We start from the raw sequence: 12720 nt of genomic DNA, 5'->3' as shown, positions 1-12720 counted from the left end.
CGGGAAGCCTTCGGAGTCAGGAAGTCACAGGTCGTAGTCGCTGGCGTCGCCGCTCATCGCGCGCTGCAGCAGCGTGCGGTTGAGGCGATCCGACAGCAGTTCGGCGAAGCTGTAGACGTAGTTGCGCAGGTAGGCGCCGCGCTTGAACGCGATGCGGGCCACGTTCTGGCCCAGCAGGTGGCCCAGCGGACGCGAGACCAGCTCGCCGCCGGGTGGGTCCTCGCGCACCGCCATCTCGGCCACGATGCCCACGCCCAGTCCCAGCCGCACGTAGGTCTTGATGACGTCCGAGTCGATCGCCTCCAGCACGATGTTGGGCGTCAGGTGGCGCTGCGCGAAGGCGCGGTCGATGCGGGTGCGGCCGGTGAAGCTCGGGTGGTAGGACACCAGCGGCTGCGCGGCCAGGTGCTCCAGGTCGATGCGCTCGAGCTGCGCCAGCGGGTGCTCCGCGCGCATCACCAGCACGTGCTGCCACTCGTAGGCCGGCAGCGTCACCAGCTCCTCGAACTGCGACAGCGACTCCGTCGCCAGGCCCACGTCGGCGGTCTCGTCGATCAGCATCTTCGCGACCTGGTCCGGACTGCCCTGGTGCAGGCCGATGTTGACCTGCGGGAACTGCTTGCGCAGCTGCGTGACGGGCCCCGGCAGCACGTAGCGCGCCTGCGTGTGCGTGGTCGCGATCGACAGCGTGCCCACGTCCTGCTTGGAGTACTCCTCGCCGATGCGCTTGAGGTTGCCGACCTCGCGCATGATGATCTCGATCGACTTGAGCACCTGCCGGCCCGGCTCGGTGATGCTGCGCAGCCGCTTGCCGTGGCGCGAGAAGATGTCGACGCCGAGCTCCTCCTCCAGCTCCAGGATCGCCTTGGAGACGCCCGGCTGCGAGGTGTAGAGCGCCTTGGCGGTCTCGGTCAGGTTGAGGTTGCGGCGCGCGGCCTCTTGCACGAAACGGAACTGGTGCAGGTTCATGGCGGGGTCACGGCAGGGGAAGGACGGTCGGCGTGGCCGGGTTGAGGGGGTCGGCGGGGAGGGTGACGGCCGAGATCAGGTCCAGCGTCGCGCCGGCCATCGCGCGGATCACCGGCGGCTGTTCGCCGATGGCGTCATGCAGCACGAACAGCACGCGCGGGTGCGCCGCGCGCAGCGACTCCACCAGCGGCGGCACGTCGCGGCGCACATGGCCGCTGGCGCCGAGGAACATCGGCACGATCTGGATGCGCGTGCAGCCCACCGCGGCCAGCGCGCCGGCGGCGGTGGCGAGGTCGGGCGTCATCAGCTCCAGGTAGGCCAGCGCGATCGGCAGGTCCGGCCGCCGCGCCTGCAGCTCCGCGGCGATGGCGTGGAACGGCGCGGCCCAGGCCGGATCGCGGGCCCCGTGGGCGAAGAGCAGCAGACCGTCCATCAGAGACCTCCGTGAGTTCGATGGGATGAGGCGGTCGGCGATCGGGTCATCGATAGCGGACCAGCCAGTAGAACGCGGCCATCGAGATGCCGAGATAGACCAGGCTGGGCGCCGACGCCACGAGCCACGGCGTCCAGTCGCGCAGCAGGCCCAGGTGGCCCGTGACCGCGTTGAGCACCACGAAGCTGATGCCCAGCATGATGCCGCCGAACACCTTCACGCTGATGCCGCCCGAGCGGAAGTGCAGGTAGGCGAACGGCAATGCCAGCGCCACCATCACCATGCAGGCGAACGGATAGAAGGCCTTGCGCCAGAACTGGATCTCCGGCTGCGCCGAGGACTGCTCCTGCGACGACAGGTGGCGCGTGTAGCGATAGAGCTCCAGCGTCGACATGTTCCAGGTCGGCTGCACTGCCGCCGACACGACACCGGACGGCAACTGGCTCTGCCATTCGAACTTCGGCATCAGGATCTCGCGGATGGCCGGGTTCTCGGCCAGCTTGTCCTGCGGCGCGGCCGGATCCGCCGGCTGCGGCGCGGCGGCGGCGGGCCGGCTCAGCGGCGTCGCGGTGCGCGACCACTGCGTCAGGCGCACGTCGTTCATCAGCCAGCGGCCGCCGGCGTCGACGGTCGCGTTCTTCGCGGTCAGCCGTGACGCCATCGCGCCCTTGCTGTCGAACTCGAAGATCAGCACGTCCTCCATCGCCCCGTTCGCGCGCGCGCGGCCGACGTGGACCGCGTAGGTGAAGTCGCCGTCCCGGTCCTTCATCCACGCGCCCTGCGCGTTGGTGACGCCGCCGCTTGCCGAGGACTTCAGCAGTTGCGCCTGGCGGTCCGCCCACGGGTTGACGAAGTCCCCGACGACGAAGGCCAGCACCGCGAAGGCCAGCGCCATCACGCTCAGCAGGCCCAGCGCGCGCTGCGGCCCCAGGCCGCCGGTGCGCAGGATGGTGAACTCGCTGGACTGCGCCAGCCGCGCCATGCTGAAGATGGTGCCGATCAGTACCGCGATCGGCATCAGCTCGTAGAAGCGGCCCGGCAGCTTCAGCACGCTGGACCAGATCGCCAGCCCGATGCCCAGGCCCAGGCGCTGGAAGCGGTCCAGGTCGTCGATGAAGTCCAGGAAGAAGAACAGCGCCAGGAACCCGGCCATGACCAGGGCGAAGGAACTCAGGATGTCGCGGTACAGCAGCCGCCGCACGGTTCTCATGTGGGCACTCCCGGCGTGGACGAGGACATCGAGGCCGGCGCGATCACCGCGGCGGGAGGCGGCGCGAGCACCGTTTCCGCGTAGGCGGGGTTGTCGGGCGGTGCCCGGAGCACGCCGCTGCGCGGCGCGCCCAGGCGCGCGCCCTGTTCGCGCCAGAGCAGCAGCAGCATCGTCACCGCGAAGGCGCCGCCATGCAGCGCCAGCAGCGCGGGACCCAGCCTGGCCTTGCCGCCGACCACCCAGCTCTGGGTCAGGTTGATCAGGTTGAAATAGACGACGAACGCGAGCAGCGCGAACAGCAGGTTCCAGTTGCTCGCCCGCCGCGGATTGGTCGCCGAGATGCCGATGCCCAGCAGCACCAGGTTGAGGCAGCCCAGGATCATGCCGAAGCGCCAGGCCAGCTCGCCGTCGTTCTGCGGGCCGCGATCACGCAGCAGGTCCAGCGTCGGCCGGGCCTTGGGCGCGCGGCTGCCGCCCGCGCGCATCACCTCGTCATCGACCACCACCCGGTACTGCTGGAAGCGCGCCACCGACTTGTCGCCGTTGCGCAGGTCGACGTCGTTGCGCTGGCCATGTTCCAGCACCAGCACGCGCTGGTTGTTCTGGTATTGCAGCGCGCCGCGCGCCGAGGTCGTCACCGACTCCAGGTGCGGCGTGTTGTTCATGATGAAGACATTGCGCGCGGCGGCCTCGTCGGCGGGATCGCGCTCGATGAAGAACACCCGCGAGCCGTCGTTGGAGGTCTGGAACTGGCCCGGCGCGACCCGCGACAGGTCACTGCGCTGCTCGAACTGCTCGCGCAGCTGCGCGCTGTTGTCGTTGCTCCAGGGCCAGACGATGGTCATCAGCACCGCCACCACCACCAGCACCGGCGAGGCCATCGTCAGCACCGGCCGCACGAAGCGCGTCAGCCCCAGGCCGGAGGCGAACCAGATGGTCATCTCCGACTCCTTGTACATGCGCGCCAGCGACATGACGACCGCCACGAACAGCGACAGGCTCAGCATCACCGGCAGCTGCGCCAGCGCCAGGTAACCCAGCGACAGCAGCACGTGCTGCGGGGCCACGGAACCCTTGGCCGCCAGGCCGAGCGAGCGCACCAGCAGCATCGTCACGACGATGGTCAGGATGACCACGAAGGCCAATCCGAAACTGCGGGCGAGTTCTTTGCGTACTGATGAATCGAATAACATCCGGGCACTTTATCTACTTCTCGATATTATGGACTTTCGCTCTCAGATCGCGTCCCTCGACGCGCTGGCGTCGCACGGTGCCGACGCCCTGGTGCTGATCGTCGCGGGCGACAGCCTGCCGGCGTCGCTCGACAAGACCGTGGCCGCGCTGGTCAAGGACGCCATCAAGCTGGGCGACCTGGAGTTGAAGGCGGGTCAGGTCTTGACCCTGGTGCGTCCGGCCGGGCTGAAGGCCCCGCGCCTGGTCATCGCCGCCAGCGGCGCCGCCACGCTGAAGGCGGCCCGCGCGGCGCTGGGCGCGGCGCTGGGCCAGATCAAGGGCAAGGGCGCCACCGGCGCCTCGATCGCCTACGCCGGCTTCGGCGCCGAGCTGACCGAGTCCCTGGCCGAGCAGACCGTGCTGGCCGCCCAGGAGGCCGTGTACGTCTATCGCGAGACCAAGCCCAGCGCGCCCGCCGCGTCCAAGCTGACGAAGATCGCGCTGCTGCACGGCAAGGACGAGGCCAAGGCGGTCAAGGCCGGCCTGGCGCGCGGCCAGGCGATCGGCGCCGGCATCGCGGTCGCGCGCGAATGCGCCAACCTGCCGCCCAACGTCGCCACCCCGGCCTACCTGGCCGACCAGACCAAGGCGCTGGCCCGCAGCCACGGCATCAAGGTCGAGGTGCTGGATCAGAAGGGCATCGAGAAGCTGGGCATGGGCTCCTTCCTGTCGGTGGCCAAGGGCTCCGACGTGCCGCCGCGCTTCATCGTCGCCAAGTACGAAGGCGCCGCCAGGACGCAGGCGCCCATCGTGCTGGTGGGCAAGGGCATCACCTTCGACTCGGGCGGCATCTCGCTGAAGCCAGGCGCCGGCATGGACGAGATGAAGTTCGACATGGGCGGCGCCGCCTCCGTGCTGGGCACGCTGCGCGCCGTGGCCGAGCTCAAGCCCAAGATCAACCTGGTCGTGCTGATCGCCGCCTGCGAGAACATGCCCAGCGGCCGCGCGGTCAAGCCGGGCGACGTGGTGACGTCGATGTCGGGCCAGACCATCGAGATCCTGAACACCGACGCCGAAGGCCGCCTGATCCTGTGCGACGCGCTGACCTACGCCGAGCGCTTCAAGCCGGCGGCCGTGGTCGACGTCGCGACGCTGACCGGCGCCTGCGTGATCGCGCTGGGCGGCGTGCGCTCCGGCATGTACGCGAGCGACGACGAACTGGCGGCCGCGCTGTCGGCCGCCGGCGAGACGGCGCTGGATCCGTGCTGGCGCCTGCCGCTGGACGATGACTACGCCGACGGCCTGAAGACCAATTTCGCTGACGTCGCCAACGTGGCCGGCCGCGAGGGCGGCTCCATCACGGCGGCGAAGTTCCTGCAGCGTTTCGCGTCCAAGTACCGCTGGGGCCACCTGGACATCGCCGGCACCGCCTGGAAGGGCGGCGGCGCCAAGGGCGCCACCGGCCGGCCGGTCGGCCTGCTGACGCACTTCGTGCTGTCGCAGGTCCGCTGAGCGCGGACCGCGTTCCTCGCAAGCTGAAAAGGGAAGGGCGGGTCCGGTGACGGAGGTCAACTTCTATACCGGCGTGCCCGACCGCCAGGTCTATGCCTGCCGCCTGCTGCGCAAGACGCAGGCGGCCGGCCTGACCGTCGGGGTCTGGGGCCCGATGCGCCTGCTCGAGCGGCTGGACCAGACGCTCTGGACCTTCGAGCCCGGCGAGTTCCTGCCGCACCTGCTGCTGCGTCCCGACGCGCCGGCGCTGCTGCGCGAACGCACCCCGATCCTGCTCTCCGACCAGCTCGACGCGCTGGCCGGGTGCCAGGTCTTGCTGAACTTCGAGCCCGGCGTGCCGCCCGGCCTCGAGCGTTTCGAGCGCGTGCTGGAGCTGGTCTCCGCCGACGCCGACCAGGTCGCCGCGGGACGCGCGCGATTCAAGGCCTACAAGGCCCTCGGACTGACTCTGAATCATCATGTGATGTCGGCTTGAACGCCGGCATCGATCGCCGCGAACGATCGCGCCGCCGTGGTGCCGCCGCGCGCGGGCGTGGTGCCGCGATGCCCATGGACAGGGCGCTGGCGGGGCTTGGCGGGGGCTTGTTGGGCGGATTTCCGCACTCCTCGCGCGAGGGTTGTGCGCGCCTTCGCACTCCTGCGAAAACTATCCGGGTTTGCCCCGGTGACAGGGGCGCGACAACGCTTGGCCCGTGACCGCGTTCACAGCATTTTCACTATGGAGTCTCCCCCGCCTTCGGGGTATGGTCGCTCGCGTTGAGAACTCAACGTCATTCCACATATCCCGAGTCGGAGGTTCCTAGATGCAATCCAAGCTGAATGTGATCGTGGGCGCAATCGCCATCACCCTGGGCGGCGCCGCGATGGCGCAGGATGCGGTGGTCAAGATCGGCCACGTGGGTCCGACCAGTGGCGCCATCGCGCACCTGGGCAAGGACAACGAGCTGGGCGCGCGCATGGCCATCGATGAGTTGAACGCCAAGGGCGTGACCATCGGCGGCAAGAAGGTCAAGTTCGAACTGCTGGCCGAAGACGACGCCGGCGATCCGAAGCAAGGCACCGCCGCCGCCCAGAAGCTGGTCGACTCCAAGGTCAACGGCGTGGTCGGCCACCTGAACTCCGGCACGACCATCCCCGCGTCCAAGATCTACAGCGACGCCGGCATCCCGCAGATCTCGCCGTCGGCGACCAACCCCAAGTACACCCGCAACGGCTACAAGACCGCGTTCCGCGTCGTGGCCGATGACGTGCACCTGGGCGGCACGCTGGGCAAGTACGCGGTGACGCAGCTCAAGGGCAAGTCCATCGCCGTCATCGACGACCGCACCGCCTACGGCCAGGGCGTCGCCGACGAATTCGAGAAGGGCGTCAAGGCCGCGGGCGGCAAGGTCGTCGGCCGCGAGTTCACCAACGACAAGGCCACGGACTTCACCGCCATCCTGACCTCCCTGAAGGGCAAGAAGCCCGACGTCGTCTTCTTCGGCGGCATGGACGCCGTGGCCGGCCCGATGCTGCGCCAGATGAAGCAGCTGGGCATCGAGGCCAAGTTCATGGGCGGCGACGGCATCTGCACGGCCGAGCTGCCCAAGCTGTCCGCCGGCACGATCGCCGACAGCCAGGTCGTCTGCGCGGAAGCGGGCGGCGTGGAAGGCGAATCGAAGAAGGCGCTGGACGCCTTCAAGACCAAGTTCAAGGACAAGTACAAGGTCGACGTCCAGATCTACGCCCCGTATGTCTATGACGCGGTCAACGTGATGGTCGACGCGATGGTCAAGGCCAAGTCCGCGGATCCGAAGGTCTACCTGCCCGTGCTGGCCAAGACCTCGGACTTCAAGGGCGTGACCGGCACGATCGCGTTCGACGCCAAGGGCGACATCAAGAACGGCGCGCTGACGCTGTATACGTACAAGGGCGGCAACCGCGAGCAGATCGCCGTGGTGCGCTGATCCTCCAAGTGCTGCAAGGTTGAAGGACGCCCACTTCGGTGGGCGTTTTTCATGGCGTGCCGGGAGGGCACGCCGGGGACGGCGGCAGGGGCGACACGCGACTGTCCCCTGATCGAGGGATCACCCCCTCACTCGCGTGCATTCCCGCACGAGAGCCCCTCAAAGCATTCAGTCAGGGGGTTTGCGCCTCCCGGGGCCTACAGACAATGGCCCCCGTCAGCGTGCCGCGGGATCGATTCGGGGATCCGGCGGCGGTCGGCGGACCGGGTTCAACCGCGTCGGATTGCAAGGCGAGGGCCCCTGCAAACGGGGGGCTTTCAAGGCCAGGGGCGGGAGGCATGATGCCCCCCGCAGCGAACCGGGCCTCCTCTGGAGGCGAAGGCTTCGCGGCAAGCGGTCCTGAGAGGTTCACCCGGGTCGGCGAGAGCATCCCCAGAGGATGCCGTGACCAGCTTTGGGGACGGGCATGATTCGAATCTTTAACCACTACCTCCATCGTCGTACCCTGATCCAGGTGCTCTTCGACCTGGGCCTGATCGTTGCGGCGGTCCTCGCGGTGGCGCTGAGCCAGGGCACCAGCGAGCACATGATGAGCTTCGCGGCCTCCTACGGCCTGTCCCTGGCGGGCGGCATGTTCGTCATCAACTCCGCCTCCGGCCTCTACTCCCAATCCCACAAGCGCTCGCTGACGCAGTCCTGCGCCCGCGCGCTGTTCGCGCTGCTGATCGGCCTGCCGCTGGCCTATGGCCTGTTCAGCCTGATCCCCGCCACCGTCTCCCACCGCGACCTGCTGACCACCGCCGCGATGCTGGCCGTCGCGCTGGTCATGGTGCACCGCGTCTACGCCGCGCACTCCAGCGCCCAGGGAGCGGGCCGGACCAAGATCCTGATCTTCGGCAGCGGCCACGCCGCGCTGGCCGTCAGCGAGAGCCTGCGCGCCGCCGACCCGCACGCGCAGATCGTCGGCTTCCTGCCCGGCCCCAACGAGATCGACCCCCAGGTCCCCGCGCATGAGCTGCTGGCCACCGGCGAGACCCTGACCGACGCCGCGATGCGCCTGGGCGTGGACGAGATCGTCGTGGCGCTGTCCGAGCGCCGCGGCGGCTCGATGCCGCTGCGCCAGCTGCTGGACTGCAAGCTCTACGGCATCCGCGTCGTGGACCTGGCCACCTACTTCGAGAAGACCCTGGCGCAGATCAAGATCAGCCACGTGCATGCCGGTTGGCTGATCTTCGGCGACGGCTTCAACCAGGGCGTGCTGCGCAGCGCCGTCAAGCGCGTCTTCGACCTGGCGTCCTCGCTGGTGCTGCTGGTGGCGACGGCGCCGATCATGGCCATCACCGCGCTGCTCATCAAGCTGGAATCGCCCGGCGGCATCTTCTACACGCAGGAGCGCGTCGGCCTGAACGGCGCGACCTTCAAGGTGATCAAGTTCCGCAGCATGCGCAACGACGCCGAGAAGGACGGCCGCCCCCAGTGGGCGACCAAGAACGACGCCCGCGTCACGCGGGTGGGCAACATCATCCGCAAGGTGCGCATCGACGAGCTGCCGCAGCTGATCAACGTGCTGCGCGGCGAGATGAGCATGGTGGGCCCGCGTCCCGAGCGCCCCTTCTTCGTCGACGAGCTGGTCGCCAAGATCCCGTACTACGCGGTGCGCCACAGCGTGAAGCCGGGCGTGACCGGCTGGGCCCAGGTGCGCTACGAATACGGCTCGACCATCGAGGACTCGCTGGAGAAGCTCCAGTACGACCTGTACTACGTCAAGAACCACACGCTGTTCCTCGACCTGCTGATCATGCTCGAGACGGTGGCCGTGGTGCTGACGGGCCGGGGGGCGCGCTGAGCGCGGCCACGGAGCGTCCCGCTCCCGGTGTCCCGTGCCCGCGCCCGCCCCAGACCGCGGCGCGCGCGCCGGGACCTTGATCCATGTGGCACAACGCCTTGAGCCTCGGCGCCGCGTCGGGGATCGTCGCGGTATTGGCGCACCTGGCCCTGGCGGTGGTGGTGCTGCCGCAGTTCGGCCAGCACCGGCGCCGCGCGCTGCGGCTCGAGGCCGCGCTGGCGCTCACCGCGCTGTGGGCCGCGCTTGACGCCGCGGTCGAGCAGGGCTGGCTGGCGGACCGCCAGTGGCCCGCGCTGGTGCTGCTGCCGGTGTGCGACGCGCTGCGCTACGGCGCGTGGTTCTCCTTCATCCTGGCGCTGATCGAGGCGCGCGGCGACGACGGCCGCCCGCGCAGCGCCGGCGTGGCCCGGCCGCTGCAGGCGCTGGCCTGGGCCGGCGTGGCGCTGGCCGTGGCGATGCCGCTGTGGCGCTACTGGGGCAGCCAGCCGCTCACCGCGATGCAGCGCCCGATGACGATGGCCTGGCTGGGCCTGGGCATCTTCGGGCTGGTGCTGCTGGAGCAGATGCTGCGCAACATCGACAGCGACGCGCGCTGGAACGCCAAGCCGGTCTGCCTGGGCCTGGGCGCGGTCTTCGCGTTCGACGTGTTCGTGTTCTCGCAGGCCTCGCTGTTCCACCAGTTCGATGGCGATGCGCTCAGCGTGCGCGCCGCGGTGCACAGCCTGGCGGTGCCGCTGCTGTGGCTGGCCAGCCGCCGCCACAAGAAGTGGCTGGACAAGCTGCATGTCTCGCGCACCGCCGCCTTCCATTCGGCGACGCTGCTGATCGTGGGCGTGTACCTGCTGGGCGTGTCGGGCATCGGCTACTACGTGCGCTACACCGGCGGCGAATGGGGCCGCGCGCTGCAGCAGGTGCTGCTGGCGGTGGGCGTGCTGGCGCTGCTGACGATGGGGCTGTCGGGCTCGCTGCGGGCCAAGCTGCGCGTCTACATCAGCAAGCATTTCTTCAGCTATCGCTACGACTACCGGCAGGAGTGGCTGCGCTTCACCGCGATGCTGTCGGCGAGCGCCTCGCCGGCCGAGCTCGGCGAGTCGGTGATCCGCGGCCTGGCGCACCTGGTCGAGAGCCCGTCGGGCGCGCTGTGGCTGCGGCGCGCGCCGGCGGCCGGCGCCGGCGACGAGTACCTGCAGGCCGCGCGCTGGAACCTCAATGACGACCGCCAGCCGCTGCAGGCCGATGCCGCGCTGCTGCGCCTGCTCAAGGAGCGGGCCTGGATCGTGGACCTGGACGAATGGCGCCGCGACCCCGGCGCCTACGAGCACGCGCCGCTGCCCGGCGCGCTGGCTGGCGACGCGCGCCACTGGCTGCTGGTGCCGCTGATCAATGCCGGCGCGCTGACCGGCTGGGTGGTGCTGGGCCAGCCGCGCACGCGGCTGGAGCTGGACTGGGAAGTGCGCGACCTGCTGCGCACCGCGGCGCAGCAGGCGGCCAGCTACCTGGCGCAGATGCAGGCGGCCGAGGCGCTGCTGGAGGCGCGCAAGTTCGAGGCCTTCAACCGCATGTCGGCCTTCGTCGTGCACGACCTCAAGAACATCGTCACGCAGCTGTCGCTGATGATGAAGAACGCCAAGCGGCTGCGCGACAACCCGGAGTTCCAGCAGGACATGCTGGACACGGTGGAGAACTCGCTGGACAAGATGCGCCAGCTGATGCTGCAGCTGCGCGAGGGCGACAAGCCGCATCACGGCAGCGCCGGCGGCGTGGCGCTGACGGCGATCGCGCGGCGCCTGGCCGCGGCGGCCGTCAGCAAGGGCCGCGCGCTGGAGCTGGAACTGCGCGACGAGGTCAGCGCCCGCGGCCATGAGGAGCGCATCGAGCGCGTGCTCGGCCACATGGTGCAGAACGCGCTGGACGCCACGCCGATCGACGGCCGCGTCACGATGCGGCTGCAGCGCGTGGGCAGCCACGCGCGGGTCGAAGTGGAAGATACTGGCTGCGGCATGACCCAGGAGTTCATCGAGCAGCGGCTGTTCAAGCCGTTCCAGACGACGAAGGCGGCGGGCATGGGCATCGGCGCCTACGAGAGCTACCAGTACCTGCAGGAACTAGGGGGGAAGATCAACGTGGAAAGCGCGCCCGGACGAGGCACCAAGGTCATCATCTTGCTGCCGCTGTTTTTCGCCCAGTCGGGCAGCGACGCCGGCCTGGTGGAGGTGAGATGAGCGCGCAGACGCCGGCGTTGCTGATCGTCGAGGACGACCTCGCGCTGCAGAAGCAGCTCAAGTGGTCCATGGACCGCTTCGAGTCGGTGACCGCCGACGACGTCGCCAGCGCCGTGCTGCAGTTCCGCCGCCACAAGCCGCCCGTGGTCACGATGGACCTGGGCCTGCCGCCGGACCAGGACTCGGTCTCCGAGGGCTTCAGGCTGCTCGAGAAGCTGATCGAGCTGGAGCCCGGCACCAAGGTCATCGTGCTGACCGGCCAGAACGACCAGGGCAACGCGCTGCGCGCGATCCGCATGGGCGCGTACGACTTCCTGGCCAAGCCGGTCGATCCCGACGTGCTGGTGCTGACGGTGGAGCGCGCGCTGCGCCTGCACGAGCTGCAGCAGGAGAACCAGCGCCTGTTGACGCAGCAGGACGGCGAGCCCACCGGCCGGCTGCTCACGCGCGACCCGCAGATGCAGCGCCTGTGCCGCACCGTCGAGCGCGTCGCCGGGAGCGACGCCACCGTGCTGCTGCTCGGCGAGAGCGGCACCGGCAAGGAGGTGCTGGCGCAGTCGCTGCATGACGCCTCCAAGCGCAAGGGCCGCTTCGTCGCGATCAACTGCGCGGCGATCCCCGAGGCGCTGCTCGAGAGCGAGCTCTTCGGCTACGAGCGCGGCGCCTTCACCGGCGCGACCAAGACCACGGTCGGCAAGATCGAGACCGCGCATGGCGGCACGCTGATGCTGGACGAGATCGGCGACCTGCCGATGCCGCTGCAGGCCAAGCTGCTGCGCTTCCTGCAGGAGCGCACCATCGAGCGCCTGGGCGGACGCCAGGAGATCGCGGTCGACGTGCGCATCGTCGGCGCGACGCACCAGGACCTGAAGGCCAAGATCGCGCAGGGCCTGTTCCGCGAGGACCTGTTCTACCGCCTGGCCGAGATCGTCGTCGACATCCCGCCGCTGCGCGACCGCGTCGGCGACGCGGTGCTGCTCAGCCATGCCTTCCTGCGCCGCTTCTCGTCCGAGCAGCGCCGCCCCATCCTGCGCCTGGCCGACGACGCGATCCGCGCCGTCGAGGCGCACCGCTGGCCCGGCAACGTGCGCGAGCTGCAGAACCTGATGAAGCGCGCGTCCATCATGGCCGACGGCGAACGCATCACCGCCGAGGACCTCAACCTGCCGGCGCCCGGCGGCGACACGCCGGACGGCGAGCCCGAGCTCGACCTGCGCGCCGTGCGCGAGCGCGCCGAGCGCCAGGCCGTCGTGGCCGCGCTGGCCCGCACCGACGGCAACATCGCCAGGGCGGCCGACCTGCTGGGCGTCAGCCGGCCCACCCTGTACGACCTGATGGCCCGGCTCGGCGTCAAGGCCTGAGCGCGCCATCGCGACCGCACCGATCCCCGATCCACTCCGACAGCGAAA

Annotated in this window: 10 protein-coding genes; 6 read left to right on the top strand and 4 right to left on the bottom strand. The window is 69.6% G+C overall.

From position 1 onward, the window contains the following. Positions 1–24: 24 nt before the first annotated feature. From ACEN96_RS18365 to lptF, 4 genes are read right to left on the bottom strand one after another with little or no spacing between them, the layout of a single operon-like run. On the bottom strand, positions 25–969 hold the full coding sequence (locus ACEN96_RS18365; RefSeq protein ID WP_495584510.1) for a CysB family HTH-type transcriptional regulator: 945 nt from the start codon (positions 967–969) through the stop codon (positions 25–27). A gap of 7 nt (positions 970–976) precedes the next feature. Then, positions 977–1402, bottom strand: coding sequence for a sirohydrochlorin chelatase (locus tag ACEN96_RS18360; RefSeq protein WP_495584509.1), 426 nt, complete (start codon positions 1400–1402; stop codon positions 977–979). A gap of 46 nt (positions 1403–1448) precedes the next feature. Next, positions 1449–2612 carry an LPS export ABC transporter permease LptG gene (lptG, locus tag ACEN96_RS18355; protein WP_495584508.1) on the bottom strand — a complete coding sequence of 388 codons (1164 nt, stop codon included), beginning with the start codon at positions 2610–2612 and terminating at the stop codon, positions 1449–1451. Beyond that, entirely contained in the window at positions 2609–3805 is a 1197-nt protein-coding gene (lptF, locus tag ACEN96_RS18350; protein ID WP_495584507.1) for an LPS export ABC transporter permease LptF, read from the bottom strand. Before lptF ends, lptG begins: the two co-directional genes overlap by 4 nt. A gap of 28 nt (positions 3806–3833) precedes the next feature. Between lptF and ACEN96_RS18345 the strand changes: the two genes are divergently transcribed. From ACEN96_RS18345 to prsR, 6 genes are all read left to right on the top strand, one after another. Then, positions 3834–5297 (top strand): leucyl aminopeptidase, encoded by a 1464-nt coding sequence (locus ACEN96_RS18345; RefSeq protein WP_495584506.1) that lies wholly within the window; start codon positions 3834–3836, stop codon positions 5295–5297. Between the two features lie 46 nt (positions 5298–5343). Then, positions 5344–5772, top strand: coding sequence for a DNA polymerase III subunit chi (locus ACEN96_RS18340; protein ID WP_495584505.1), 429 nt, complete (start codon positions 5344–5346; stop codon positions 5770–5772). Positions 5773–6100: 328 nt separating this feature from the next. Further along, positions 6101–7243: a branched-chain amino acid ABC transporter substrate-binding protein gene (locus ACEN96_RS18335; protein WP_495584504.1), complete on the top strand. Its 1143-nt coding sequence runs from the start codon at positions 6101–6103 to the stop codon at positions 7241–7243. Between the two features lie 466 nt (positions 7244–7709). Next, positions 7710–9089 (top strand): TIGR03013 family XrtA/PEP-CTERM system glycosyltransferase, encoded by a 1380-nt coding sequence (locus ACEN96_RS18330; RefSeq protein ID WP_495584503.1) that lies wholly within the window; start codon positions 7710–7712, stop codon positions 9087–9089. Between the two features lie 83 nt (positions 9090–9172). Continuing rightward, positions 9173–11311 carry an XrtA/PEP-CTERM system histidine kinase PrsK gene (gene prsK / locus ACEN96_RS18325; protein ID WP_495584502.1) on the top strand — a complete coding sequence of 713 codons (2139 nt, stop codon included), beginning with the start codon at positions 9173–9175 and terminating at the stop codon, positions 11309–11311. Then, positions 11308–12672 (top strand): PEP-CTERM-box response regulator transcription factor, encoded by a 1365-nt coding sequence (gene prsR / locus ACEN96_RS18320; RefSeq protein WP_495584501.1) that lies wholly within the window; start codon positions 11308–11310, stop codon positions 12670–12672. Before prsK ends, prsR begins: the two co-directional genes overlap by 4 nt. The last annotated feature ends 48 nt before the right edge of the window (positions 12673–12720 follow it).

This window comes from Roseateles sp. Mitsp63 (assembly GCF_059491535.1).
The sequence above is the reverse complement of the archived record's forward strand: the minus strand, read 5'-3'. Positions and strand labels throughout refer to the sequence as shown.

What these genes read in the sequence shown, in the direction of transcription:
- ACEN96_RS18365 (WP_495584510.1), bottom strand. Translation starts at nt 969, where the DNA reads ATGAACCTGCACCAGTTCCGTTTCGTGCAAGAGGCCGCGCGCCGCAAC.
- prsK (WP_495584502.1), top strand. Translation starts at nt 9,173, where the DNA reads ATGTGGCACAACGCCTTGAGCCTCGGCGCCGCGTCGGGGATCGTCGCG.
- ACEN96_RS18360 (WP_495584509.1), bottom strand. Translation starts at nt 1,402, where the DNA reads ATGGACGGTCTGCTGCTCTTCGCCCACGGGGCCCGCGATCCGGCCTGG.
- ACEN96_RS18345 (WP_495584506.1), top strand. Translation starts at nt 3,834, where the DNA reads ATGGACTTTCGCTCTCAGATCGCGTCCCTCGACGCGCTGGCGTCGCAC.
- ACEN96_RS18330 (WP_495584503.1), top strand. Translation starts at nt 7,710, where the DNA reads ATGATTCGAATCTTTAACCACTACCTCCATCGTCGTACCCTGATCCAG.
- prsR (WP_495584501.1), top strand. Translation starts at nt 11,308, where the DNA reads ATGAGCGCGCAGACGCCGGCGTTGCTGATCGTCGAGGACGACCTCGCG.
- lptF (WP_495584507.1), bottom strand. Translation starts at nt 3,805, where the DNA reads ATGTTATTCGATTCATCAGTACGCAAAGAACTCGCCCGCAGTTTCGGA.
- lptG (WP_495584508.1), bottom strand. Translation starts at nt 2,612, where the DNA reads ATGAGAACCGTGCGGCGGCTGCTGTACCGCGACATCCTGAGTTCCTTC.
- ACEN96_RS18335 (WP_495584504.1), top strand. Translation starts at nt 6,101, where the DNA reads ATGCAATCCAAGCTGAATGTGATCGTGGGCGCAATCGCCATCACCCTG.